Origin of the sequence: Diplocloster agilis (assembly GCF_019042275.1) — a bacterium.
Classification (GTDB): Bacteria; Bacillota; Clostridia; order Lachnospirales; family Lachnospiraceae; genus Diplocloster; species Diplocloster agilis.
Genome location: NZ_JAHQCW010000002.1, coordinates 60,557 through 86,757 on the forward strand (window position 1 = coordinate 60,557; position 26,201 = coordinate 86,757).

Consider the following 26,201-nt stretch of genomic DNA (forward strand, 5'->3'; position numbering starts at 1 on the left):
AAAGTGACCTCATCTGGTATAATAAATGAAATTAATACATTTTCCCAGTTCCCAAGCAAGCAATCCATTTAACCGGAACTCTTAAACCTCATTCTAATATAACATATACCTGTCTCCGCATCACATAATAATTAGTTTATAGAATCCGTTCACTAAGTAAACAAATAAACCGGAATCTATCATCTTATTTCAGAAAGGGCGAAACATTATGGATACCATGACCTATCATGAACAGACAAATGTCAACAATACGCTAAAGCTGCGTGAAATCCTCAAAACTCTCCCGCCATTTGCCAAGGACTACTTCCGGGCCATAGAGCCAACCACCTCCACAAAAACGCGAATTTCATACGCCTATGACCTGAGAGTTTTTTTCCATTTTCTGATGGAGAACAACCCCGTATACAAAAATTACCGTCCATCCGACTTTAAGGTTGAGGATCTGGATCAATTAGAGGCGGTAGATATTGAAGAATACCAGGAATATCTCAAAGTATACGACGGCGATTCTAAAATAATCACCAACGGGGAAAAAGGCCTTTCCAGGAAAATGTCCGCCCTGAGAAGTTTCTATACCTATTATTTCAAACGGCAATTAATTAAGACAAATCCCACATTGCTGGTAGATATGCCGAAACTTCATGAAAAGGCCATCATCCGCCTGGACCCCGACGAGGTGGCATCCCTGCTGGACTACGTGGAGACTTGCGGATCGGAACTGACCGGCCAGCGAAAGGCTTATTATGAAAAAACAAAATATCGGGATCTGGCGATCATAACCTTGCTTCTGGGTACGGGTATCCGTGTATCCGAGTGTGTGGGGCTGGATTTAAACGATGTGGACTTTAAAAATAATGGAATAAAAGTCGTCCGAAAAGGCGGAAATGAAATGGTCGTCTATTTCGGCGACGAGGTGGAACACGCGTTAAAGGAATTTCTGGAGAATTCCAGAGATAACCAAACTCCGCTGCCGGGACATGAAAATGCCCTGTTTCTGTCTACACAGCGCAAACGGATCGGCGTGCAGGCTGTTGAAAATATGGTTAAAAAATATACCCGCCAGATTACGCCTATGAAAAAAATCACTCCTCATAAGCTTCGCAGCACCTATGGCACCACGCTATATCAGGAAACCGGCGATATCTATTTGGTTGCGGATGTACTGGGCCACAAAGATGTCAATACCACCCGGAAACACTACGCGGCAATTGACGAAAACCGGCGCCGCAAGGCAGCATCTGCCGTTAAACTTCGGGAAAGTTAGCGGAAATTACAGTCCTAATAGGTTCCATAATTCTGTATGAGGCCTTCTGGTATCTGCCTGAAATATGTCGATCGCATGCAGATCTGCACATCGGTCCGAAAAAGCCGGGAAAAGGAAACCACATTCCGGCTTCTCCGGCTCGTAATCGCCTTTCAGCGGGCAGATGGCACAGATCATGTATTCAAACACTTCTTCTGATTCCCACAATCTTTCATGGTCGGACGCCTTGGCCGGGATATCATACCGGTCATGAAACACCAAAACCGCATAATCATGTTCCGCCTGATAGTTTTCCGCGATCAGATCATAAAAGGTCTCCATCAACGCATCATCCTTCAGCCCGCAGGTTTTCATTGCCATGAGCAGCTGCCACATGCCGCCGGGTTTTAAGGAATCTTCCGGGATTTTGTACCGCTTTAAGTTTTCGTTTGTACCGGAAAAGGGGATTTCCTTCGCAAGCGCGAGCTTCTTTCCCTTTTCCACAGGCGTAAGCTTTAGAAAATTCGTATTAAATGTACCGTCTATTATCCCGTCCGCATCCATATAGCTTCCGGCAATCCTTGTCATAGAGTTCCTCGACAGCGTCATGCGTCTGGTCAGCTCCAGCATATCTTCCCGGTTGATTTTCTCCGTTTTCGGCATTTTCTTAGCTGCGTTCTTAGCTGCGTCATTGTTTATCATAAATGTCCCCTCTGAAATATTTGTTTGATTTCGCTTTTCTTTTTGATTTCACTTCTCTTCCATTTTACCACTTTTCTACGACAGTTCAAACATCCCGTGATACAATTGATAGTACCGTCCCTTCTGCTTCAGCAGATCATCATGGTCCCCCCGCTCAATGATCCGGCCGTTTTCCAAAACCATGATCGCGTCCGCGTTTCGCACAGTAGAAAGCCTGTGGGCGATCACAAATACGGTCCGCCCCCGCATCAGCCGGTCCATTCCTTTTTCGATCAGCTTTTCCGTTCTGGTGTCCACCGAGCTGGTCGCCTCATCCAGGATCAGCACCAGAGGATCGGCGATGGCCGCTCGGGCGATAGACAGCAGCTGGCGCTGTCCCTGGGACAGATTCGCCCCGTCGCTGTGAAGCATGGTCTGATAGCCGTTTGGCAGACGCCGGATAAAGGAATCCGCATTTGCAAGCTTAGCCGCGGCCACCACCTCTTCATAGGAAGCGTCCAGTTTTCCATAGCGGATATTCTCCTCGATCGTTCCTGTGAACAGATGGGTATCCTGCAGAACTTGGGACAGGGAATGCCTCAAATCATCCTTCCGGATCTCTTTAATATCGATCCCGTCGTAAGTAATACTTCCCTCTGCAATCTCGTAGAAACGGTTAATCAGGTTTGTGATGGTGGTCTTTCCGGCTCCGGTGGAACCTACGAACGCAATCTTCTGTCCGGGCTTCGCATACAAATCTATATCGTGCAGGATCGGCTGTCCTTTTACATATTCAAAGGTCACATCATGAAAACGGACATCCCCGCGCAGCGGCCGGAGCGCAAAGCTGCCGTCCGGCTGCGGGCATTTCCACGCCGGCTGCGTGTGTGCCTGAGTCAGCGTGACTTTACCCCGGTCTAACTCCTCCGCCTCTTCCATCACTTCGAAGATCCGTTCCGCGCCGGAGATCGTGGCCATGATAAAATTCATCTGCTGGGTAAATTGGTTGATCGGCATCGCCGTCTGTCTTACATAGACCAGGTAACTGGAGAGGCTTCCCAGATCCATCAGCCCGCCGATGGCGAACAAACCGCCGATGCAAGCCGATACCGCGTAATTTAAATAAGATATGCTGACCACCACCGGAACCATCCGGCCCCCGTGGGTCAAAGCCGATGTGGAAGCTTTGCGCAGCTCCTCATTTCTGCGTATGAACTCTTCCATATTCTGATCTTCATGGTTAAAGACCTTTACCACCTTAGCGCCTTCCACCATCTCCTCAATAAATCCGTTCAGATTCCCCAGATACTTCTGCTGTTCATTAAAATACTGCTGGCTTTTTTTACTGCTGTATCGGATAAACGCAAACATGCAGATAAAGGCAATAAATACAATCAGGGACAGCCGGGCATTCAGTACCACGATCATGACTAAGGTGCCTACCGTGATAATAAAGCTCTGGATAATCATTGTAAAGCTGTTGTTTAAGCCTTCCTGAACCGTATCCATATCATTCGTAAACCGGGACATCAGTTCCCCGTGAGTCTTCGCATCAAAATAAGCCACCGGCAGCTTCTGGGTCTTCTGAAACAGATCGCTTCGGATCTCCTTCACCACCTGCTGCGCGGTTTTCACCATCAGCTGCGTGTAACCCAAGGTGCATAACGCCCCTGTGAGATAGACGGCTCCCATAAACAGCAGCATTCGGATCAGTCCCGGAATATTGCCGGGGACGATATATTGATTGATGACCGGCTTTAACAGATAGGTGCCGTATAGATTGGCCAGGGCGGATAGGATGACCATTACCGTCACTGCCACGAAAGCGATCAGGTGCTTTCGCAGGTAACGGAACAGAAGTTTCAGAGTTTTCCGGACGTTCTTGGGCTTTTTATACGCAACTAATTTGGCCATTCTCTTCCGCTCCTTCCTGCTGTGAATAGTAGATTTCCTGGTAGATCGGGTTCGAGGCGGACAGCGTTTCGTGTGTTCCCACCGCGTTGATTTCCCCGTCCTCCAGCACGATAATCTGATCGGCATGCTTTACCGAGCTGATCCGCTGGGCGATAATGATTTTCGTAGTATCCTTTAGCTCCTGGTTGAGCCCCTTTCGAATCTTCTGTTCCGTTGCGGTATCCACCGCGCTGGTGGAATCGTCCAGGATCAGAATCCTGGGCTTTTTTAACAAGGCTCTGGCAATACACAGCCGCTGTTTCTGTCCTCCGGATACATTGACGCCCCCCTGGCCCAGATCGGTGTCTAACCCTTCCGGCATTTTGTAAATAAATTCATCCGCGCAGGCGATCTCGCAGGCTCTTAAAAGCTCTCTATCATCCGCGTTTTCATTTCCCCATTTCAGATTATCCCGAATCGTACCGGAAAACAATGTATTTCGCTGCAGTACCATGCCGATCGCATCCCGCAGATGCTGCATAGGATATTCCCGCACGTCAATCCCATCGATTTTCACAGCTCCGTCGGTCACCTCGTACAGTCTGGGAATAAGCTGAACCAATGTGGATTTGGCGGCGCCGGTACCTCCGATAATTCCGATCGTCTGTCCCGCCTTCATATGCAGATGAATATTTTTCAGAACGTATTCCTTCGCGTCCGTCTTGTATTTGAAGCTGACATTCTCAAAATCCACGTCTCCTCGTTTGACTTCGATCTCCCTTACATTCTCGTCCGTGATTTCACTTTTTTCCTCCAGAACCTCCTCGATCCGGACCGCGCTGGTGATACTTCTGGTCAGCATCATAAACACATTTGAGAGCATCATAAGGGAATTCAGGATCTGTAATACATAGCTTAAAAATCCCGTCAGCGCCCCGACCTGCATGCCTCCGACCGTAATCAGGTTCCCGCCGAACCAGAGGATTGCGATAATTGTCCCGTACATGACAAATTGAAAACAGGGCATATTTAACACCGCATAGTGGAAGGCTCTTTCACTGGCCGATTGAAGCTCTTCATTCACATTCCGGAACTTCCGGATTTCATGGTCCCCGCGGACGAAAGATTTGACTACCCGGATAGCGATCAGATTCTCCTGGACCGTACGGTTTACCAGATCCACCGCCCGCTGCATTTTTCCGTACATGGGCCGCAGATGGCGGATGATTAGGACCAGAGCTACGCCCAGAACCGGCAGGGCCACGACGAAAACCAGGGCCAGCCTGGCGTTAATCCAAAAGGACATCGCCAGCGCGATAATCAGCATAAGTGGCCCCCGTACCGTGGGACGGATGCCATTGCTGATCGCATTTTGAAGAATCGTAACGTCGCTGGTGAGCCTGGTCACCAGCGAAGAGGTGGAGAACCGGTCCATATTTCCAAATGAAAATTCCTGTAGCTTTTGAAATTCCTCTTTTCTTAATTCCGCCCCAAAGCCCTGCCCGGATAGCGCCGCGAATCTGGCGTACAAAATTCCCAGCAGCAGGGACAAAAGCGCACAGAATACCATCTCACCGCCTCTGCGGAAAATGTAGGACAGATCCCCATTAGCCACCCCTATATCGATAATATTGGCCATCAGCATCGGAATAATCAGCTCAAAGGTGGTTTCCAACACTACGCAGATACAGCTGATTATCAGATATTTCTTATAGTTATGAAAATATTTTAAGTAACGCCGAAGCACAAGCTTTTCCCCTTTCCGTTTTTATTACATATGTATGCGTAAGTTCAGGCATACGATTACTCCAGTACTTTTCCCGTCAGGTTTTCATACATTCTGCACAGGTAGTCTTTAAACTGCCGCTCTTCCTCCGGGGTAAATCCATTCAGGCTGACCGCGTCCACGCTCCTGCAAATCTCCTCCCAAGCCGCCAGCCGCAGTTCCCCTTCCTCTGTCAGCACGATTCTAAACGCCCTGCGGTTTTCTTTTCGGTCCTCCCGTTTTACCAACCCGTTTTTTTCCATGGTATCCAGCATTTTCGATATGGTTGCCGGTTCCACGTCGCAATAATTGGCCAGATCCTTCTGCATACATTCCGTGTGCTCCGACAGATACTGCAGCACCTTAGGCTGCCCCACCGACAGCCCGATCACGGACAGCTTCGGCCTGATTTTATTGCGCTGTGCGCGGAATGTTTTAAATATCAACAAATGAAGGGAATCTTTTATACGATTCATATCCATGTATCCTTTCTCGAATTAGTAGCCTAATTATTAGTATACTAACTATTAGACTATATGTAAAGATTTTTTTCCGGCGCTCACCAGCGCTCACCCAAATAGCCCAAATAGACATCTTAAAAAATTAGAGGTTGAATAATTCCGGGATATACGGCAAAATAATACTAAAATATAATCAGGCAAAATCTGACGATCACTTATAATTGAGGAAAAGGTGCAACTAATGTTAGAGAGAAAACACTATATTGATAATTTGCGTTGGTTAACCATCTTATTGCTTTTCCCTTTTCATGCTGCACAGATTTGGAGCGGAGGGGAATATTGCGGCTTTTATATCTGGGAATTTACAAGCCGGCCCATGTATGTTTTTTCAACGTTTATTTATCCGTGGTTTATGGCGCTTCTCTTTGTTCTTGCTGGGATAAGCAGTAATTATGCGCTGAAAAAGCGTTCAAACAAACAATTCGTTGCGGAACGGTTTGAAAAGCTTATGGTACCCTTCCTGTTTGGACTGTTATTTCTTATACCGGCTGTCACATATATTTCTGAAATATATTTTAATAATTATCAGGGAACATATTTGCATCAATACATCATGTTTTTTCAAAAAGCAACGGATTTAACAGGATATAAAGGAGGATTCACTCCGGCGCATCTTTGGTTTTTGCTGTACTTATTCATAATAGCATTGCTTTCATTGTCGGTAATAATGGTACGGAAAAAAGCAATGCCGGACATTCCCGCGGGCAAATTACCATATGGGGGAATCCTGCTTCTATTTATACCGGAATGGCTCATGCTTCATGTATTGAATATTGGCGGGAAAAGCTTAGGCCAGTTCTTCATGTTATATCTTTTCGGTTACTTTATTCTATATGATGAAGAAATCCAGCGAAAATTGAAACAGTACCGTTTTATAAGTTTGATCTTGTCCATAGTATCGGGGATTATTTATACATATCTCTATTGCTTTGCCCATTTGAGAAATGAGCTGGAAACAGGGCTGTTTGTCATATATGGCTGGACGATGATATTAACCCTGCTGGGGTACGGACAGTCATATCTGAACTTTGCAAACAAAATCAGCGGATATTTTACCAGCGCTTCTTTCCCCATTTATATTCTTCATTTAAATGTACTGGTTATAATTGCATTCTTTGCCGTACAGTTATCAATCGGAATTTGGGGAAAATTCTTATTGATTGTATTGTTATCCTTAGCAGTTACTATTTTATGTTATGAACTAGTCAGAAGGATTCCATATGTCAATCTGCTATTTGGCATAAGTAAAAAAAAGTAACCATTCACACACACGCTCCAGACAGTCCCTGCTACGACAGATATTGTTCGAACCGCTTCACATTCTGCGTTTTACCGATGACTACGATGATATCTCCCCGCTGAAATCGGTAGTCCGGTCCAATCTCCGTGTCTGTGAGCCGGTCGTGCTCCACCGCAATGATATTGAGCCCGTAGGTTTTACGAAGATCCAGTTCCAGGACGGTCTTACCCTCGACCGCCTGGGTAATGCTGATTTCCGTGATCTCCACATCATTGTTCAGATTGATATAATCCAGAATATTGTTGGTTAAGAGCCGTTTGGCCAGACGCAGCGCCATATCCCGCTCCGGATATACCACTTCTGCGCCTATTTTTTCCAGAACTTCCCCCTGTTCCGGACTGATGGCCTTGGCGATCACCCGCGGCACGCCCAGACTTACTACATTTAATGTGGTAAGAATACTGGTATCGATCTTCTCTCCAATACAGACGATGACGGTATCACAGTTCTGGATTCCGATCTCCTCTAATACTTCTTTGCTCAGATCCTCAGAGACAAAAGCGTTTTCTGTATATTGGCGCAGTTCCCTTACCTTGCACTCCATGTGATCGATAACGACCACTTCTTTTCCGGCCTCTGACAGGGTTTTTGCCAGTGCGGTTCCAAATCTGCCCAGTCCGATGATTCCATATGAATACGTCTCTTTTCCTTTCATTTTAACCCATTCCTTTCTTTCGTTGAGTTTATCATTACGAATTTTTCATTCCGGTTAACCGATGGTAATCAGTTCTTCGGTATATCTGACATTCGAGGTGGTCTTGAATACCCAGATCGAGGTAATTGTAAGTGCTCCCAGTCTTCCGATAAACATGGTCAGAATTAAAATCAGTTTCCCCGCCACGCCCAGGTCGGGTGTAATGCCTGTGGAGAGACCGACGGTACCGAACGCCGATGTCACCTCAAATAAAATCTGTATAAAAGAATATTCCGGTTCGCAGACACACAGCGCCAGGGTACCCAGGCTGACGACCAGCAGGGATAAAAAAGCCACGATAAAAGCTTTCGATATGACCTCGTCGGATATTTTCCTGTGAAACGCCAGGCAGTGCTGATTGGTCGCTGCGCTTTTCGCAGTCAGCAGCAGGGTAAACAGCGTGGTTGTCTTGATTCCGCCTCCGGTGGAACCGGGGGATGCGCCGATGAACATCAGTATGGTCAGGACAAACAGGCCCGCATTCGTAAAGGTCCCGATGGGATAGGTGGAAAAACCGGCCGTACGGGCGGATACACTCTGGAAAAAGGCTCCCAGCCAGCTGATATCTTCCGTACATTTTAAAAGGACGGTTCCTAACACCAGCAATACGGCACTGGTGGTAATCACCACTTTGGAGTGCAGGCACAGCTTTTTAAAGGAATGTTTTTTGATCACATCCAGAATGACCAGGAATCCCAGGCCGCCGAAAATGATCAGGCCGCTGGTGATCAGATTCAGCATCACGTTATGTTGATATGGAATCAGATTATGTAATCCTCCCAGTATGTCAAAGCCTGAATTGTTAAATGCCGCCACGGAATGGAATAAACTGATGCCCAGCGCCTGAAGCGGAGGATAATCCCGGACAAATACAAAGAAGCTTAAGACCGCCCCGGCCGCTTCAAAACACAAGGTCATGAGCAGGATCGATTTTACCAGCCGGATCAGACCCTTGGATGTATTCATGTTCATCGCTTCCCGCACCATCATACGCCCTTTGAGCCCGACCCGCTTTCCGGCCATCAGGATGAAACCGACCCCGACCGAAGTAACCCCCAGGCCTCCGATCTGTATAAGCAGCGCCACGACGGTCCGGCCGAATACATTAAAATGATCCGCCGTATCGATGGCGATCAGTCCGGTAACACATACCGCGCTGGTAGAAGTAAACAACGCGTCGATGAAGTTCACCTTTACCCCCTCATTGGCCGCGCACGGAAGCATGAGCAGCAGGGCCCCTAACAATATGACGGCTGCAAATCCCATGGTAATCAGCCGCCCCGGCGATTGTTTTTTCAGAAAATGTATCATAGATCTCACTCCCCTTTATTCCTGATGCTTAATTTTAGAAATTCTTAATTTTTAGAAAAGCTTTGGGCACGCAAAAAGGCATAACCGGTGCGTTGATTCAGCACAGTCTATGCCTGTAAATTATATTTAAGAATATGAAGTTGTCGTACGGGTCCGCTTCACAATCCACCTGTTCCATGGCGCTTCTTTCCAATACATACATTATTTTTTATAGCTATGAGCACTTGCGGCTGCTTTTTAGCCGCTTACGTGCGATGCATGAAAAATAGTCAGCGAGGCTTTTTCGAGCGCTACTATTTTTTATTGCTATGAGCACTTAGTGCCTGTATTTTAGGCACTTACGTGCGATGCATGAAAAATAGTCAGCGAGGCTTTTTCGAGCGCTACTATTTTTTATAACTATATGCGTATTATATGCATGGCCCATGTGAACGTCAACTGAGAAGCGGGAAAATTAACACATTCTTAGCGGTTCTTAATTGTATAAACCGGCAGCTCATTTTTCCAGATAACAGTTGGTGACTTTCCATTCCTCATTGATTTTCATAACCTCAAGTCCAAGATAATCGGCACTGTCGCTGCCCTTTCTCTGCCACTGGTATTGTACACAGACAGGCGATTGGTCAAACAGATCCTGCGGATTCCATTTCAAAACCATATACGCCAGATCATCGAAAATATCCTCCGGATATACCTCGATCTCCTCTTCCCCGATCACGGAGTATTGCGCTGCCTCTTCCGGATCGGAACGGAAGTAAGCATTTGCAAAGTTCTGTACGACGGTTTGGAATTGAACACTCTCCACCGCGTTTAAACTGTCCTGGGGTTTATCAACAGGGGTCTCTTGCAAAGCTTCCGTCTCCAATCCGTCCAATCCGTCCAATTCTGCAGAGGTCACATCGGATTCGCTTAGCTTTGGACCACCTATTACCGAATCACTAGAATCCGGGTTAACAGTACCCGGGTTCCCTATATCCTTAGTATCAAAATAAAAGAAATAGAGATAATCACAGATCAGCAGGATTAACAGACAGCCGGCAATGAAAAATATCCGGCTTTTCTTCCGCTGCTTATGCTCCGTCTGACTCTGTTCTCTCGCAACGGGTTCCGTTGGGAGATCCACTTTCTCATTTCCGATCAGCTCGTCAAAGGAAATATGGAACAGCTTAGCCAGCGCGATCAAATTCCCCATATCCGGCCTGGACAGTCCCGTCTCCCATTTGGATACGGCCTGCCTGCTGACGCCCAATTGTTCCGCCAGCCTTTCCTGTGAATACCCGTTCCGCTCCCGCAGATTTTTGATTTTTTCACCCAGCATGATCTTTCCTCCTTTTTTGTTGGCCTGATCATACCAGACATACACGCAACTTTCTACCAACCGCCAGTCAACTATCGGTTGCGCCCGGGCGTTCCGCCGTCAGATCAGTTGAAAATGACGAAGGCCGTTAGCGATTCCACCCTTCCACATATCATCGGTAATATAATCCGCCATATTCTTCAGGGGCTGGCTTGCGTTTCCCATAGCCACTTTGGTATGTACGTATTCAAACATCGGGATATCGTTATTGCTGTCTCCAAAAGCTACGGTATTTTCCCAGGCAATTCCAAGCGTCCGGATCATCCGCTCGATCCCGGTCGCTTTCGACACGCCCCGGGGGACCATTTCGATGGTATTGCTGGCAAATCCATGTTCCCCATGGTTGATAAAGTCATAATCCCCGGAAAGTTCCTGAAGCGCCTTTTCATAATCACACCCTTCGGTCCGTTTGGCGCTTACTTTATTAATCTCCATAATATTTTCATAGTTCCTGATCGGACGCCAGCGGCTGCCCAGCTGTTCCGTGATCAGATCCGCGTACCAGTCAATTCCGTTGTGATATTCCTCTTTATCATAATAGAGATAGTCCCAGCCTTCCATCACCGGAACCAATCCGTTGGCCCGCAGAATTTCTACCGTTTTTCTGGCCACAGGCGCAGACATCCGTTCATTATATATGCAATGCCCCTGATATTCCAGATAAGCCCCGCAGGCGGCTACCATACCGTCCAGGTTCAGCGCAGATAATTCCTTGGGCAGGTAGGCTCTGCTTCTTCCCGTACACAAAAATGCTTTATGACCATTCTCTCTCAATCTGTGAATCGCATTGATCGTATCGTCCGGCATCCCCTTTTTTATGTCACAGATCGTTCCGTCCAGATCAAAAAATACCGCTGCTTTGTTCAAAGTAATCTCCTCTTTCTGTAAAATCTTATCCTATCCTTATTTTCTTTCTAAATTATAACATTTTGGATTTTACAAGCGCTTTACATAACATATGGTAAACATAAAAATATTACGTAAACTAATTCGCTAATTTTCCAAAATAATCGTAAAAGGACCGTCATTCGTAAGCTGAACCTTCATATCCGCCCCAAAAATGCCATGCGCTACCCGCTCCACCTCTTTACTGCACTGTTCGATCATATATTCATACAGCTGCTTTGCCAGCGCGGGACTGCCGGCGCCGGTGAAGCTGGGCCGGTTCCCCTTCCGGCAGTCGGCGTACAGCGTGAACTGCGAGACAATCAGCAGTCCGCCGTCCACCTCCTTGAGGGAAAGATTCGTTTTCCCATTCTCATCCTCGAAGATCCGCAGTTTGATTATTTTCTGAACCAGCTTGTCCACGTCCGCTTTGGTATCCTGGTCCGATACACCCGCCAGCACCAGCAGCCCTCTGCCGATCTGCCCGGCTATTTCACCATCAACCTGCACGGATGCCTGACTTACCCTTTGAATCACCAGTCTCATTTCTTATCTGTCTCCTTTTCCTGTGTATTCTTTCTCAGATGCCTTGCGGGCTCCTGGGGATATTCAAATTCTTTCGTATCCGCATCCACGGCCTGCAGCTTCAGATACGCCTCCGTGTCCGTGGGCAGGTTTTTCGCACTTAAGGACCGGTTCACCAGAGCTTTCGCACCGGCATACAGCACCGCGAAAAGCGGAACGCCAATGAACATTCCCACGATTCCAAACAGCCCGCCCCCCAGCAGAATCGAAACCAGGACCCAGAAGCTTGACAGCCCGGTGGAGCCTCCCAGGATTTTAGGCCCCAGAATATTTCCGTCGAATTGCTGCAATACAATGATAAAGATAATAAAATAGACGCACTGCATGGGATCTGCCATCAGGATCAAAAGCGCGCTGGGTATTGCTCCGATGTAAGGGCCGAAGAAAGGAATGATATTGGTGACGCCCACGATTACGCTGACCAGCATCCCATAGGGCGCTCCTACGATTTTTGTGTAAATAAAACATAAAATACCAATGATGAGGGAATCAATCAGTTTCCCGCTGATAAATCCCCCGAATGTCTTATTGGTGAATCGAAGATTGGAAAGAAACAGATTCGCTTTCCGGGGAGTTAGCAGGGAAAATAAAAGCTTCTTGCCTTGAGCCGCGAAGGTTTCTTTGCTGGCCAGGATATAGATGGATACGATAAATCCGATGAACAGGTTCTTAAGCACCACTACCACATCCACCACTCCTAGAGAGATCTGAAGCAGCAGCGAATTCACCGACGGCAATAATACATTTGTCAGCCAGTTCTGAAGATCCTGCGTCGCATTCTCCAGCACGTTACTGATCACCTGTTCCAGATCCGGATTATTCCTCAGAAGCTCCAGCGCCCAATCCTGCACGTCATATAGCGTTTTCGGCAGTCCCATAATGACGGTGGCAATGCTGGATACGACCTGGGGAACGACCATATAGAGCAGGCCGAAAAGGCCGACGACCACCAGAATAAGGGCCAGCAGGATATAAAGGAACCGGAAGAAGCTTCGCAGCTTCCGGGAAGGGTCGCCGTGTTTTCGCCGGTACAGGGAAAAGGTATGCCTCTCCCAGAAATTGATAACCGGGGTCAGCAGATAGGCCAGAATCGCCCCGTAAATGATCGGCATCAGAATATTGGCCACCTTCATAATCCCGGCATGAATATTATCCCCGTGAAACATAAAATAGTAAAAGATGAGTATGGCGGCAGCGGTGAGAAATGCGGTGATTCCCCATTGCAGATACTTTTTGTCCCATTTGAATTTCATATTTTTCCCTCTTCATAGCGTATTCGGATTAGCCCTGTCATTTTCTGCGTCAGATTATCCTTTCAAATTATACCACAATCCTGCGAGTCATGCTATAATAGCAAAGGACATTCCCGCTGCGGATGTCAAAAGTAATGGCGCGGTGTATACGCCACTGGAGGAAACATGAATGAAATTACAACAGCTTTTAAGTTACACCAGAAAGGCCGTGGATGACTACCAGATGATTGAAGACGGAGATAAAATCGCCGTCGGGATATCTGGCGGGAAAGACAGCCTGACCATGCTCTATGCGCTGCACGGCCTCATGCGCTTCTACCCCAGGAAATTTACGATAGAGGCCATAACTGTGCATCTGGGATATAAAGAATTCGACGTTGCGCCTGTGCGGGCGCTCTGTCAGGAGATGGGTGTTAACTATACCGTGGTCGATACCCAGATTGCCAAAATCATCTTCGAGGACCGTAAAGAACCCAATCCCTGTGCCCTGTGCGCGAAAATGCGGAAAGGGGCGTTTAACACAAAGGCTAAAGAATTGGGCTGCAATAAAGTTGCCTATGCCCACCACAAAGACGATATTATAGAAACGATGCTGCTCTCCCTGATTTTTGAAGGCAGGTTCTACTCCTTTTCTCCCAAGACCTATCTGGACCGCATGGACGTGACGGTAATCCGGCCGTTGATGTATGTAAACGAGGCGGATGTGATCGGTTTTCAGAACAAGTACCAGCTGCCTGTGGCGAAAAGCCGCTGTCCGATCGATGGTTTTACCAAGCGGGAATACGCAAAAAACCTGGTCAAACAGTTAAATTTCGAACACCCTGGCGCCAGGGAGCGAATGTTCCGCGCCATCTTAAACGGGCGGATTCCCGGCTGGCCCAATCGGGCGGATTCCGTCATAACCCCAAATATCGACAACCCGTCCGGGCTGTGATAAAATAATAAATAACCCGAAAAAACAAAGGAGGTTTCTGTCATGTCCAACAGAATCGAGAAAAGGGAAGGTATGCGCGGAGGTAACGGTACGGTAGTGATTGAGCATATTCTGGATGATGCGCAGATGAACGGTATGTGCAGAATGTATGCGAAGATTACTCTTGCGAAGGGATGTTCGATTGGTTACCATGAGCATATGGGCGAAAGCGAGACATTTTACATCCTGACCGGAAATGGTATTTACACCGATAATGGAACCGACCGCAGCATAACTGCCGGCGATACTACATATACGCCCACCGGAAACGGCCATGGGATCGCAAATGCCGGTGACGATGATCTGGTATTTATGGCCCTGATCATCAACGATGAAAAGAAATAGAAAAATAGTCCGTGAAAGGCCCCTTATAATGCCGCGGCATTTTAAGGGGCCTTTGTTCCGCCTTCTTTTATTGCGTTATATCCGTTACCATTTGTTATTATGATACAGATGTCTGGGAAGTCCTTCTACCATAACAGGGGAATAATCTCCCTGAATCAACGGCCTTACATAGTCCAGAAACTCTTCGGTCACATACGTCCCCTCTTTGTTGATCCATTTCCTGGCCACCAGTTTTTCCACATTGGAAACTTTATGGACATTTTTGACGGCGGTTGCACACTGATAGGGATCGTCGGATACGCGCTCCAGGATCACCATGACTCCTGTTTCGCCTTCGTCCGCGGCCTTCACCGCCGCACCGCCTACCTGAAACGCCTCGTTGATATCCACCCGGGACGCCAGATGGGACGCGCTTCTTTGCAGGGTGCTCAGTTCAATGGCGCGGCTCTTACAGCCGAATTCGGCTGCCAGCATACCGGCCAGATAGCTGGCGGTTCCGGTTAACTGCTTATGGCCGAAAGGATCTACCGAATTGATGCCTTCCGACAGCTCGCATACATAGCGGCCGTCCGCCACTTTAATGCCCTCGGATACGGCAACCACGACACATTTCTTTTTCTCCAGCAGCTCTCCGATTTTTTTCTTAAATTTGTCCACATCAAAGGTCAGCTCCGGTAAGTATATTAAATCCGGCCCGTCGCAGTCCTCACTTCTGGCCAGAGCCGCCGCCCCGGTCAGCCATCCGGCGTTGCGTCCCATAATCTCCAGGATGATGACCTGTTCTTTGTCATAGGTCAATGCCAGTCCGTCCCGGATTACCTCTTTTGTGGAGGTGGCGATATATTTTGCCGCGCTTCCGTATCCGGGCGTGTGGTCGGTGAGCGCCAGATCGTTATCTACGGTTTTGGGCACACCCACGAACTTGCAATCGTGTCCGGTTACAATCGCATAGTCGGATAATTTCTTGATCGTATCCATGGAATCATTGCCGCCTACATAGATAAACGCTTCGATCTCAAGCTTATCTAAAATCCCGAAGATCTTCTCGTAAATATCCCGGTCCTCGTGGATCTCCGGCAGCTTGAATCTGCAGGAACCCAGATATGCGGATGGGGTTCTCTTGAGCAGCTCCACATCCAGATCGTTGCGGATATGATCACTTAAATCCACATATTTTTCATCGAGAAAGCCCTGAATACCGTGCAGCATTCCGTACACTTTCTTCGCTCCCCTGTCGATCGCCGTACGATATACACCGGCGATACTGGAATTGATTACCGCAGTCGGCCCTCCGGACTGTCCTACAATTACATTACCTTTCATGATGCCCGCCTCCATTTCAAAATATACTGCTCTTATTATATCAGAACTATGCATATTGTACAATTTATTTTTTGTTTCTATTCAATTATTGTAAGTTTTTAATCTTGATTCTTTCTTTTGTTTGCCTGTAGATTTCTCTTACACGCAAATTGGATTTATGAATAGGATTTGCATAGGATTTATGATTTGAATAGGATTTATGATTTGACTGGAACGCGATTCGAGAGTATAATTTAAAATACAAAAATTGCCATGAAGGCATAGTTTCATATTCTTATTTATCTGATCGGAATTCAGGAAGACATTCTATTTACCATGAAGGTATCTGCTTCTCATTCTAGAGAGGTGTTTTTGTGTTACCAGCAGGAACTGCCTCTTAAACGCTTACCCAAAGGAGATTAATGATGAAAACCAGTTATTTTTCCACCAAAAATTTGGTATTTGCAGGTGTCTTTATTGCATTAGGTATTGTTCTGCCGTTTTTTACCGGCCAGATTCCCCAGATCGGAAGTATGCTGCTTCCCATGCATATTCCGGTATTGTTATGCGGCTTTGTCTGCGGCTGGCCGTTAGGGCTGATCGTCGGGTTCATTACCCCTCTGCTGCGAAGCGCATTGTTTGGAATGCCTCCGTTATTCCCCACAGCGTTGGCTATGGCCTTTGAACTGGCCGCTTATGGCACGCTCTCCGGCCTGTGTTACAAAATACTGCGCAAGAAGGTATCTACGGTTTACCTTTCCCTCATTTTGTCTATGATTGGAGGCAGGATTGTATGGGGTGTCGTAAGCCTGATTCTGTCAACGATAGCCGGCACGCTCTTTACCTGGCAGATCTTTGCCGGAGGCGCTGTTCTGAACGCGGTTCCCGGCATTATCCTGCAGCTGGTCGTGATCCCTCCGATCGTACTGGCATTGAAACGTGCCCGCTTTGTCCCTGGTGATGTAAAGGAAGAATTTTAATGCCCGACAAAAATGATCTCACAAATATTTTAATCCGGCAATATCAGAACTACCCGCAGCTTGAACTGCAGGATCTGGTTAAACTGATCTATCAGAATGAATTCGGCGGCGGACACCTGATCCAAAACGAGCAGGAAGCCTTTATCCGTCTGAAAAAAGAGTGGGAACAGATCTGCAAGCCCGGCGCTTCTAAGTCCATGGCCGCCGGTGTTGCGGGCGCCGGCCCGGCTGATAAGAACACAGGTGGATATTATGAATCCATCGGCAACGGCTTGTGCAGGCTCTATCTGGATGAACGGATAACGCCGGAGCTGTTGGGCTGTATCCACCGTATGTTCTGTCTAACCGCAAATACGGTCAAAGGCTCCCTCTCTTCTTTTGAAGAAAAATGCCGGCTTCTTCTGGCATGCTGCAGCCGGGGCGACCTGCCTTTTAGCGCAGATGAATATCACAGGTACATGAATACATATCGGGAAAAGGGGTATCCGGTACTCAGCCACAGCGCCGCCTACCACGCCATCTACCGGCCCGCTTACCGGATCGTGTATGAGTCTTACGGCTACTATCTGTCCGTCATCGGACGCATCGCCAAGCTCCTTACGGAGCAGGAATACGTAACCGTTGCCGTCGATGGGCAATGCGCTTCCGGCAAATCCACTCTGGCCTGGCTGTTAAACTCTGTTTTTGACGCCGCGGTGATTCATATGGACGACTTCTTTTTGCAGCCGCAGCAGCGCACGGAACAACGCCTGGAAGAACCAGGCGGAAATATCGATTACGAACGTTTTTACGCAGAGACAGCCGAAGGCTTGCTCCGCCACCGGGAATTTACCTATCAAAAATTCCAGTGCGCCACCATGTCGCTGGAAGATTATGTAACGGTTCCGCGAAAGCCCCTGCGGATCATTGAAGGCGCTTACAGCCTGCATCCGGGCTGCGGCTTAAAACCGGACCTTAAAATCTTCCTGGAGATTTCCGGGGATGCACAAAGCCGGTGCATTCTGCGTAGAAATGGACCGCATATGCACCGGCGCTTTATACAGGAATGGATTCCTATGGAAAACCATTATTTCGAATACTACGGAATCAAAGAAAATTGTCATATCATCCTCGATAATTCAGAAATGATATCCGCTTTACAGGAAGACAATACAAAAGCTCAGTTTTCGTAATCCAAAATCATGGCCGCCACCTCTTCTACATAGGCGGCCATAGGTTTGCCCACGACCCCTGCCACTCTGACCGAGCACTGTGAGATGGGAACCAGTACCTTTAACGCCTGGGAAGAAGAAACCGCATGAGCCATGTCCGGGGTAATCTCGCCATACATGGCGTTGGCCAGAAGAATCCCCATCGGGCCTGTTATCACATCCGCCCTGGATGCATTAAAAACCACCGCATTCTCACCGGTAGCTCCGGCCATAGCGCCGGCTTTCAGCATTGCCGATGTCGCCAGCGCATTTGTTCCCACAGCGATAATCTCCGTCTCCGGGGAGGCCGCTTCTTTTAATTTACCTACCAGGCTGCTTCCGATACCGCCGCCCTGGCCGTCTATTACCACAATCCGCATTTTAAATCTCCTGCCGCCCGTCTGTCAAACAGCAGAACTGTTCAGATAGGCTACCTGTTCCTGTGTCAGGGTGTCAATCTTTTTCCCCATATAAGCAAGCTTTCTGGCGGCAACCTCCTCGTCCACTTCCCTGGGAACCTGTATGATTTTCTCCGTCAGGTTTCCGGCATGTTCCACCAGGTATTTCGCACTCAAAGCCTGGATTGCAAAACTCATATCCATAATTTCCGCCGGATGTCCGTCGCCGCAGGCCAGGTTCACTAATCTTCCCTCGCCCAGTACATAGATCCAGCGCTCTTCGTCTATACGGTAACCCATAATGTTTTTGCGCTCTTCCCGGGTTTCCAATGCGATCTCTTTTAGTCCTTTTACATCCACTTCCACATCAAAATGTCCGGCGTTTGACAGGATGGCTCCATTTTTCATCACACGGAAGTCTTCCTCTGTAATGACGCCGCTGCACCCTGTAACAGTCACGAAGAAATCGCCCAAGGCGGCGGCTTCTTTCATCGGCATGACGTCAAATCCGTCCATGACCGCTTCGATCGCTTTCACAGGATTAACCTCCGTGACGATAACCTGTGCGCCAAGACCTTTGGCACGCATGGCCACCCCTTTTCCGCACCAGCCGTATCCGGCTACCACCACTACCTTACCGGCCACAATCAGGTTCGTTGTCCTCATGATGCCATCCCATACGGACTGTCCGGTACCATACCGGTTATCGAAGAAATGCTTGCACTCCGCATTATTGACCAGCACCATGGGAAATTTCAATTCCCCAGCCTTTTCCATGGCAATCAAACGGATAATTCCGGTGGTGGTCTCTTCACAGCCGCCGATCACATGACAGATCTTGTCCTGGTATTTGGTATGAAGCATATGGACCAGATCCCCGCCATCATCGATAATAATATTGGTATCGTGCTCCAGGACGGAACTGATGTGGCGGTTATATTCTTCATCCGTAGCCCCGTACCAGGCGTAAACATTCAGCCCGCACTCCACCAGGGCGGCCGCTATATCATCCTGTGTGGATAAGGGATTACTTCCGGTAATGTACATCTCGGCCCCTCCGGCAGCCAATACCTTACAAAGATAAGCCGTCTTGGCCTCCAGATGGATGGACAGCGCGATGCGTTTGCCTGCGAAGGGCTTTTCCCTTTCAAACTCTAGCTCCAGATTGCGCAGCAGCGGCATGTTCTTCCTGACCCATTCGATTTTTCTGGCGCCGGATTCTGCCAGTGTGATATCTCTGATTTCGCTCATTTCATTTTCCTCCTGTATAACAGTTCTTTATTTTTGGTTTATTTGGCCTTGTTTACGACGGCATTCTCTTTTATATTGACATCCAGCTGATTAAATGGAATCTCAATATGATTCTCGTCAAACGTTAGTTTTATGGTCTCCGTCATCCGCCAGCGGGTCGGCCAGTAATCATTCGTTGTTACCCAGCACCGCAGGCCCAGCTGCACACAGCTGTCCGCAAGGCTGTCTACGAACACTTTTGTATCTTCTTCCTTTAATACGCAGTCATCCTGATCCATTATTTTCTGAAGCAGATCTTTGGCTTTTTTCAGATCCGAGTCGTAGGCGATTCCTACCCGTATATCGATCTGGCGTTTTTCCTGGGCGGTGACATTCGTCAGACTGTTGTTGGACAGAATGCCGTTTGGAATAATCACCATCCGGTTATCCACCGTCAGCAGCCTGGTGTAAAACAGCTCAATCTTATCCACGGTACCCTCATAGGTTCCCTCGATGATATAATCCCCTACTTTGAAGGGACGCAGCAGCAGGATCAAAACCCCGCCCGCAAAATTCGCAAGGCTTCCCTGAACGGCAAGGCCGATCGCTAAACCGGCCGATCCGACCAAAGCCACGATCGACGCCGTATCCGCTCCCAAATATCCGGCCAGGATAAAAATTAACAGAAAATAAAGCCCCGCCTTTACAAAAGAACCGACGAACTGAATGGCGCCCACCTCGGAGCCATGTCTTTCCATCGCTTTACAGATCAGTTTCTGTACTAATTTGATAAGTCTGGTTCCAATGAAAAAAAGAACAAGGGCGATGATGATTTTAATGCCAAAATCAATCAGGCCAGGTATCGAGTCTTTCACATATTTTACTAACCGGTTTACATCCTCCGGCTGCAGATCCTTTAAGTCCGACAGCTCTTCCATGCCGTTTGTCAGTAGTGCAATCAAATACATACATTCCTCCTGATGTTCTATCGCATAAAATACGGGCGCGCTGACCGCGCCCGCAGATTGACGATGCTTGATGTTATTTTATATCTTCGTTGGTGGACTTCTCCAGAGCGGCCTCCGCGTTTTTCGCTTCAACCTTCTTAGGTTCTGTCTTTTTGGTTTCCACTTTTTTAGGCTCGATTTTTTTGGTTTCCACTTTTTTAGGCTCGGCCTTTTTCGTCTCTACTTTCTTAGGCTCGACCTTTTTGGTTTCCACTTTTTTAGGCTCAGCCTTTTTCGTCTCTACTTTCTTAGACTCGACCTTCTTGGTTTCTACTTTCTTAGGTTCAACCTTCTTGGTTTCTACTTTCTTAGGTTCAACCTTTTTGGTTTCTACTTTTTTAGGTTCAACTTTTTTTGTCTCAACCTTTTTCAGTTCTACTGTTTCCGGCGCTGCCTTTTCCGGCTGTGCTTTTTTCGTCTCTGCCTTAGCGCTTTTCTTTTTTGGCAATTCCAATACCGGATCTGCCGCAGACAGTTCCTCTTCCACGAATTTAGCTGCCAGCTCAGCCTTCAGATCCTTCTTCGCAGCCGGCGCGGCCGCCTTTGAGGACTTGGACTTGGCCGCTTTGTTGGTACTGATTTTTTCTACGGCCTTTGTATAGGTAAATATGGAAATACTAAGCGGCGCGACCTTGATCTTGATCGAATTCGGCCGGTCGTCACATTCATCTTTCCTGGACTGCTTCAGCCTGGAATTGACCGCGCCGGTCCCCCCGAACTGCGTGCTGTCGCTGTTAAAGATCTCCTTATATTTTCCGGCGTAGGGAACGCCGATTTTGTGATCCTCATACTCCAGCGCGGAGAAGTTACACACCACCAGCAGCGTCTCTTCCGCTTTCTTTGTATTTCTCGTAAATACCAGCATATTTTCATTTGCGGATATATTATTAATCCAGGTGAAGCCTTTCGGATCATAGTCCAGCTGATAAAGCGCGGGATAAGTCCGGTACAGGTTCACCAGAGCCTTCACATAATTCTTCATGTGCGCGTGATCTTCGTATTCCAACAGATTCCACTCCAGACTCTTCTCCTCGGACCACTCGGAGAACTGAGCCATATCCTGTCCCATAAAGAGCAGCTTTTTGCCGGGATGCGTCATCATGAATCCATAGGCAGCGCGCAGATTCGCAAACTTCGCCTCTCTGTCGCCGGGCATCTTTCCGATCATGGAACCTTTTCCGTGCACGACCTCATCATGGGAAAGCGTCAGAATAAAGTTCTCGCTGTACGCATAGATCATGCTGAAGGTCAATTCCCCATGATGCGCACCCCGGAAGATCGGGTCGTATCGCATATAGCCGATAAAGTCATTCATCCAGCCCATGTTCCATTTGTAATCAAATCCCAGGCCATCTTCCTCCACGTCTCCGGTCACCATCGGCCAGGAGGTGGATTCCTCGGCGATCATAACAGCCCCAGACTTTTTCCCCTTAATCACACTATTCAGATGCTTAAACAGTTCCACGGCCTCCAGATTCTCATGGCCGCCGTAGATATTCGGCACCCACTCCCCTTCGTTTTTCCCGTAATCCAGATACAGCATGGAAGCCACCGCATCAATCCGGATTCCGTCGGCATGGAATTTGTCAATCCAGAAGAGCGCATTAGAAATCAGAAAGTTCTTGACTTCCGGCCGCTCATAATTATAAATCAAAGTGCCCCAGTGGGGATGCGATCCCTTTCTGGGATCCGCATGCTCATACAGGCATGTCCCGTCGAAGTTTGACATTCCCCAGGTATCTCTCGGGAAATGAGCCGGAACCCAGTCCAGGATAACCCCGATATTCTGTTCATGCATGTAATCCATGAAGAACATAAAATCTTCCGGTGTTCCATAGCGGCTGGTGGGCGCATAATACCCGGTCACCTGGTAACCCCAGGACGCATCCAGCGGATGTTCCATCACCGGCATCAGCTCGATATGCGTATAACCCATATCTTTTACATATTCGGCCACCATCGGCGCCAGCTCCCGGTAATTATAAAAATCTCTGCCATCCTCCGGCTTGCGCCAGGAACCAAGATGCATTTCATAAATGAACATAGGCTCCTTGAAGGTATCCGCTTTTTTTCGTTTTTCCAGCCATTTATCGTCTTTCCAGGTAAAATGGTTCAAATCCGTGACTACCGATGCGGTATTGGGACGCAGTTCCGCCGCGTTCGCATAGGGATCCGCCTTAAGCACGACCAGCCCGGTCCTTGTTTTGATTTCAAATTTATAGAGTTGTCCGGCTTCCAAATTGGGAATGAACAGTTCAAAGATACCGGAATCCCACAGGCGTCTCATCTGGTGCCTGCGTCCGTCCCAGAGATTAAAATCTCCCACCACGCTGACCCGCATGGCATTCGGGGCCCAAACGGAAAAATAAACGCCATCGGTTCCTTTTATATTCATGGGATGAGCACCCATTTTCTCATAAATCTGATAGAGGATACCTGCGTTAAATTTTTTGGTCTCTTTCTCTGTAAATTGTGGAGCAAACCGGTAAGGATCTCCGATTTCCTGTACGGTTCCATTGTCATACGTTACCACGTATGTATATTCAGGAACAGACTTTCTTGGAAGCAGTACGGCAAAGAAGCCTTCTTCATCTGCCTGTTCCATAGGGTATTCACTGTCATTGTTTTTCAACTTAACGGTCACTTTTTCTGCTGTAGGAATAAATGTCTGTACCAATACTCCGTCTTCCACCACATGCGGCCCCAAAGTATTGTGGGGATTGTCCTCTTCTGAATACACAATCGCTTCAATCGCGGCCCAATCCATTAAATCATACAATGTTTTATCCATGTTAACATCCTCCTAACGGGTTCCATATTCCGCCCTTTCACCGCCGGTGAAAGGGTAATTCGGAATATTCTATGGTTTTATTCTATCATCAATGAAAATGAAACACAAGAATCTTCTATATTTTTTGACCAGGTGTTCAGTTTTTTCGTATGGCAAACCGGCTGTGAAGCAGAAGCCAGTTAGCCCGAAACGGCCGCATCAGATTCCAGTAGCCCATCCCTCTGAAACCATATTCCCCGACCAGAGAAAATTTGACCGAGATGCTGCGCACATCCTCGAACCAGACGACGTGGGTAACACCGGAATCCACATAGTAAAAATAAGGCGCCTGGGATTCGGGGTCGTATTGGATCTCGGCACGGTTCGCAGCCGCCAGGGCAGCCGCTTCAGGGTTGCCGATAGAGGCGGCCCGGGTGGTGCCCCGCACAAAAGGAAGCGGCCAGTCATAGCCGTAATTCGGGATGCCCATGGATATCTTTTCCGGCGGAATTTCCGAAACGGCGTAGTCCAGCACTCTTCGCACGCTTGGAATCGGAGCCACTGCCATGGGCGGTCCGAAGGTATAGCCCCACTCGTAGGTCATCAGAAATACCCAGTTCGCGTATTCGCCCAGCAGCCGGTAATCCATCCCTTCGTACAGTACCCCTCTTTGACCGGCTGACGTTTTCGGGGCCAGGGCCACGCTCACCCGGAAGCCCCGCGCATTCATCTGTTCGGTCAGGTCCCGTATAAAAGCGGCATATCCCTCCCGGTCTTCCGGCAGTATATATTCAAAGTCTACATCGACCCCCGCGTATCCTTTTGCTTCCACCGTCTGCAAAATCTGGCTGATCAGATGTTCCGCCACCGAAGGATTTTCTACCACCCGGTTCACCAGATAATTATTAAAACGCCCCTCATAGATAGGGGTTAATACCATAACCGGCGCCACTCCATAGTTCAATGCCGTCTGGATCAGCCATTCGTCATCCGGAGCGATCAGATCCCCCTGCGTGTTAAAACCGTAGGAAAAAATCAGCAGTTCACTGATATAAAGCAGAGCTTCCCGCAGAATGTCTTCCCTTATATAGGGATAGGCATAACCGCCCACGACCGCTTCCCGGGTCCCTTTTTCCTCATAGCGGATCACGATGGACTCCCCCGGAATTAGGTAAGCCCTGGTATCCAGGTAGGGATTGTTCCGAAGAAGCGACAGAACCGTCGTTCCGTAATTTTCCGCGATTGTGTACAGGGATTCTCCCTCCCGTACCACATGAATCGTTTCCGGTATCAGAATAAGAAGCGCCTGCCCCGGCGTCAGGTCACCGGGATCTGCGATCTGATTGTCATACTGTATTCTCTCCTCAGAAACCTCATAGCGTCTTGCAATGGAGTACAGGGTTTCCCCCTCCGCGACGACATGTATCATAAAATAAGCCCCTTTCCTTTCTATACCTAAGTATATTAAGAAAAGAGGCCTTTTCAGAAGTATATTCTGCAACTTACTTAATTTCTAATCCGCTGTGATAGGAAAGATTGCCGATCCGGCTCCACAGCTCCTGTCTTTCCGCCCGGCTGCTCTTAGGATATACCTCCAGAAGCCTCAGAATCCGGCCATAGCGGCGTTTGGCCTGCTCATACAGTTCCGCTGCACTCTTTTTGGATTCCACGGTCAAATCCCACGGATTTCGCCAGCTTACATGGTTTTGGTTGCACAGCTTATCCGGATTCTGCACCTTTCCTCCTTCGATCAGGGAGGAGACAAGCGGACAGCCAAAAAACGGCTTCTCCAGCCTTTGAACCAGCCATTTCTTAAAGCCTGTGCGATCCCGAAGAGCCGCTGTTCCCAGCCGCATACTATAGATTACCGCCATCATCGCGGGCACCGTAAATCCCCGCTGATAGGTCCGCAGTATGGCGGAGCAAAGCGCTTTTGCCAGCCCGCGCTGCTCCTGATAACCCAGGGCAATGGTACGGTACTGGCGGAATTCCCTGGGGGATATCCCTTTTTGTTTCCGCAGGTATAACAGATCCAGATCGGATTCCATGGCAAAATGCCTGGCGTAATATGATTTGCTCTGCTTCAGCCCCGGATGAAAATCCGTGTAGGCATAGACGTAGGGGTGGAATACGGTGTCCAGGGAATAATGCCCCAGCATACCGGCCATATAGGCCAGAACCAGTTCCCGCTCGCCCTCATCGGCAAGTTTCTCCTGATAGGCCATTAGATTCCGGAAAAAGAGATTCGCTCCCCCGTCATGCATCATGGTCCCGATCTTCTCCTCTTTCAGATACATCGGCAGGTAATAGAAAAAGATATCCGGACCTTGTAATCCCAGGGAAAATGCGCACGGATAATTCCTGGCCGCTCTTTTGATCCGGCCATTTTCCAGATCATGCAGTGTGTCCGTTCCGAACAGATAATGTAATGTAAATGCAGGCATAAGCTCCTCCGGCGGCGCATTGGTTTGCGCCATTTATATTCAAATTTGGTGATATTCGTTTCTTTCCCGGGACC

23 protein-coding genes are annotated in these 26,201 nt (G+C 48.2%); 6 read left to right on the forward strand and 17 right to left on the reverse strand.

Annotation, left to right across the window (positions count from 1 at the left end; translation table 11 throughout):
- Positions 1 to 208: 208 nt before the first annotated feature.
- Positions 209 to 1,264, forward strand: a complete 1,056-nt coding sequence (locus KTH89_RS01750; protein ID WP_158344215.1) for a tyrosine-type recombinase/integrase — start codon at positions 209 to 211, stop codon at positions 1,262 to 1,264.
- Between the two features lie 6 nt (positions 1,265 to 1,270).
- Here the strand turns inward: KTH89_RS01750 and KTH89_RS01755 are convergent, their stop codons facing one another.
- The 4 genes from KTH89_RS01755 to KTH89_RS01770 all read right to left on the reverse strand — a co-directional run bounded on the left by KTH89_RS01755 (position 1,271) and on the right by KTH89_RS01770 (position 6,058).
- Complete coding sequence (locus tag KTH89_RS01755; protein WP_158344272.1) at positions 1,271 to 1,873, reverse strand: DUF4317 family protein; 603 nt, start codon at positions 1,871 to 1,873, stop codon at positions 1,271 to 1,273.
- A 147-nt stretch (positions 1,874 to 2,020) separates the two neighbouring features.
- On the reverse strand, positions 2,021 to 3,838 hold the full coding sequence (locus KTH89_RS01760) for an ABC transporter ATP-binding protein (protein WP_238720398.1): 1,818 nt from the start codon (positions 3,836 to 3,838) through the stop codon (positions 2,021 to 2,023).
- On the reverse strand, positions 3,816 to 5,564 hold the full coding sequence (locus tag KTH89_RS01765; protein ID WP_158344213.1) for an ABC transporter ATP-binding protein: 1,749 nt from the start codon (positions 5,562 to 5,564) through the stop codon (positions 3,816 to 3,818). Before KTH89_RS01765 ends, KTH89_RS01760 begins: the two co-directional genes overlap by 23 nt.
- A 56-nt stretch (positions 5,565 to 5,620) precedes the next feature.
- The gene (locus KTH89_RS01770; RefSeq protein ID WP_238720399.1) at positions 5,621 to 6,058 is read right to left on the reverse strand and encodes a MarR family winged helix-turn-helix transcriptional regulator; all 438 of its coding nucleotides are present in this window, start codon (positions 6,056 to 6,058) and stop codon (positions 5,621 to 5,623) included.
- 226 nt (positions 6,059 to 6,284) lie between these two features.
- Between KTH89_RS01770 and KTH89_RS01775 the strand changes: the two genes are divergently transcribed.
- Positions 6,285 to 7,361, forward strand: a complete 1,077-nt coding sequence (locus tag KTH89_RS01775) for an acyltransferase family protein (RefSeq protein ID WP_238720400.1) — start codon at positions 6,285 to 6,287, stop codon at positions 7,359 to 7,361.
- A 31-nt stretch (positions 7,362 to 7,392) separates the two neighbouring features.
- Here KTH89_RS01775 and KTH89_RS01780 read toward each other — a convergent pair whose 3' ends face one another.
- From KTH89_RS01780 to KTH89_RS01805, 6 genes are all read right to left on the reverse strand, one after another.
- Positions 7,393 to 8,058, reverse strand: coding sequence for a potassium channel family protein (locus tag KTH89_RS01780; protein ID WP_158344271.1), 666 nt, complete (start codon positions 8,056 to 8,058; stop codon positions 7,393 to 7,395).
- Positions 8,059 to 8,112: 54 nt separating this feature from the next.
- Positions 8,113 to 9,408, reverse strand: a complete 1,296-nt coding sequence (locus KTH89_RS01785; protein WP_158344211.1) for a TrkH family potassium uptake protein — start codon at positions 9,406 to 9,408, stop codon at positions 8,113 to 8,115.
- Positions 9,409 to 9,904: 496 nt separating this feature from the next.
- A complete protein-coding gene (locus KTH89_RS01790; RefSeq protein ID WP_238720402.1) occupies positions 9,905 to 10,726 on the reverse strand; it encodes a helix-turn-helix domain-containing protein in 822 nt (273 codons plus the stop codon).
- A 99-nt stretch (positions 10,727 to 10,825) separates the two neighbouring features.
- Entirely contained in the window at positions 10,826 to 11,632 is an 807-nt protein-coding gene (locus tag KTH89_RS01795) for a Cof-type HAD-IIB family hydrolase (protein WP_238720404.1), read from the reverse strand.
- 126 nt (positions 11,633 to 11,758) lie between these two features.
- Positions 11,759 to 12,196: a D-aminoacyl-tRNA deacylase gene (gene dtd / locus KTH89_RS01800; protein ID WP_238720405.1), complete on the reverse strand. Its 438-nt coding sequence runs from the start codon at positions 12,194 to 12,196 to the stop codon at positions 11,759 to 11,761.
- Positions 12,193 to 13,488 carry an AI-2E family transporter gene (locus tag KTH89_RS01805; RefSeq protein WP_158344208.1) on the reverse strand — a complete coding sequence of 432 codons (1,296 nt, stop codon included), beginning with the start codon at positions 13,486 to 13,488 and terminating at the stop codon, positions 12,193 to 12,195. Before KTH89_RS01805 ends, dtd begins: the two co-directional genes overlap by 4 nt.
- Positions 13,489 to 13,657: 169 nt before the next feature.
- Here KTH89_RS01805 and KTH89_RS01810 point away from each other — a divergent pair, with 169 nt between their 5' ends.
- Both KTH89_RS01810 and KTH89_RS01815 read left to right on the forward strand, forming a co-directional pair.
- A complete protein-coding gene (locus KTH89_RS01810) occupies positions 13,658 to 14,422 on the forward strand; it encodes a tRNA lysidine(34) synthetase (protein ID WP_238720407.1) in 765 nt (254 codons plus the stop codon).
- Between the two features lie 42 nt (positions 14,423 to 14,464).
- Entirely contained in the window at positions 14,465 to 14,806 is a 342-nt protein-coding gene (locus KTH89_RS01815) for a cupin domain-containing protein (RefSeq protein WP_158344206.1), read from the forward strand.
- An 84-nt stretch (positions 14,807 to 14,890) separates the two neighbouring features.
- On the opposite strand, the gene KTH89_RS01820 is transcribed toward KTH89_RS01815, so the two are convergent.
- Positions 14,891 to 16,129: a 6-phosphofructokinase gene (locus tag KTH89_RS01820; protein ID WP_238720408.1), complete on the reverse strand. Its 1,239-nt coding sequence runs from the start codon at positions 16,127 to 16,129 to the stop codon at positions 14,891 to 14,893.
- Positions 16,130 to 16,533: 404 nt separating this feature from the next.
- Here KTH89_RS01820 and KTH89_RS01825 point away from each other — a divergent pair, with 404 nt between their 5' ends.
- Together KTH89_RS01825 and KTH89_RS01830 are read left to right on the forward strand one after the other, a co-directional pair.
- Positions 16,534 to 17,088, forward strand: a complete 555-nt coding sequence (locus KTH89_RS01825; RefSeq protein ID WP_238720410.1) for an ECF transporter S component — start codon at positions 16,534 to 16,536, stop codon at positions 17,086 to 17,088.
- On the forward strand, positions 17,088 to 18,260 hold the full coding sequence (locus KTH89_RS01830) for a nucleoside/nucleotide kinase family protein (protein ID WP_238720412.1): 1,173 nt from the start codon (positions 17,088 to 17,090) through the stop codon (positions 18,258 to 18,260). Before KTH89_RS01825 ends, KTH89_RS01830 begins: the two co-directional genes overlap by 1 nt.
- Here the strand turns inward: KTH89_RS01830 and KTH89_RS01835 are convergent.
- From KTH89_RS01835 to KTH89_RS01860, 6 genes are all read right to left on the reverse strand, one after another.
- Positions 18,248 to 18,658, reverse strand: coding sequence for a DUF3842 family protein (locus KTH89_RS01835; RefSeq protein WP_238720413.1), 411 nt, complete (start codon positions 18,656 to 18,658; stop codon positions 18,248 to 18,250). The two genes, KTH89_RS01830 and KTH89_RS01835, sit on opposite strands and share 13 nt — an antisense overlap.
- A gap of 24 nt (positions 18,659 to 18,682) precedes the next feature.
- The gene (locus tag KTH89_RS01840; protein WP_158344201.1) at positions 18,683 to 19,927 is read right to left on the reverse strand and encodes an adenosylhomocysteinase; all 1,245 of its coding nucleotides are present in this window, start codon (positions 19,925 to 19,927) and stop codon (positions 18,683 to 18,685) included.
- Between the two features lie 38 nt (positions 19,928 to 19,965).
- Positions 19,966 to 20,874, reverse strand: a complete 909-nt coding sequence (locus KTH89_RS01845; protein ID WP_238720415.1) for a mechanosensitive ion channel family protein — start codon at positions 20,872 to 20,874, stop codon at positions 19,966 to 19,968.
- Between the two features lie 73 nt (positions 20,875 to 20,947).
- Positions 20,948 to 23,704, reverse strand: a complete 2,757-nt coding sequence (glgB, locus tag KTH89_RS01850) for a 1,4-alpha-glucan branching protein GlgB (protein ID WP_238720416.1) — start codon at positions 23,702 to 23,704, stop codon at positions 20,948 to 20,950.
- Between the two features lie 136 nt (positions 23,705 to 23,840).
- Positions 23,841 to 25,112 (reverse strand): glycosyl hydrolase family 18 protein, encoded by a 1,272-nt coding sequence (locus tag KTH89_RS01855; RefSeq protein ID WP_238720418.1) that lies wholly within the window; start codon positions 25,110 to 25,112, stop codon positions 23,841 to 23,843.
- Positions 25,113 to 25,185: 73 nt separating this feature from the next.
- Entirely contained in the window at positions 25,186 to 26,127 is a 942-nt protein-coding gene (locus KTH89_RS01860; protein ID WP_238720419.1) for a hypothetical protein, read from the reverse strand.
- Positions 26,128 to 26,201: the final 74 nt, after the last annotated feature.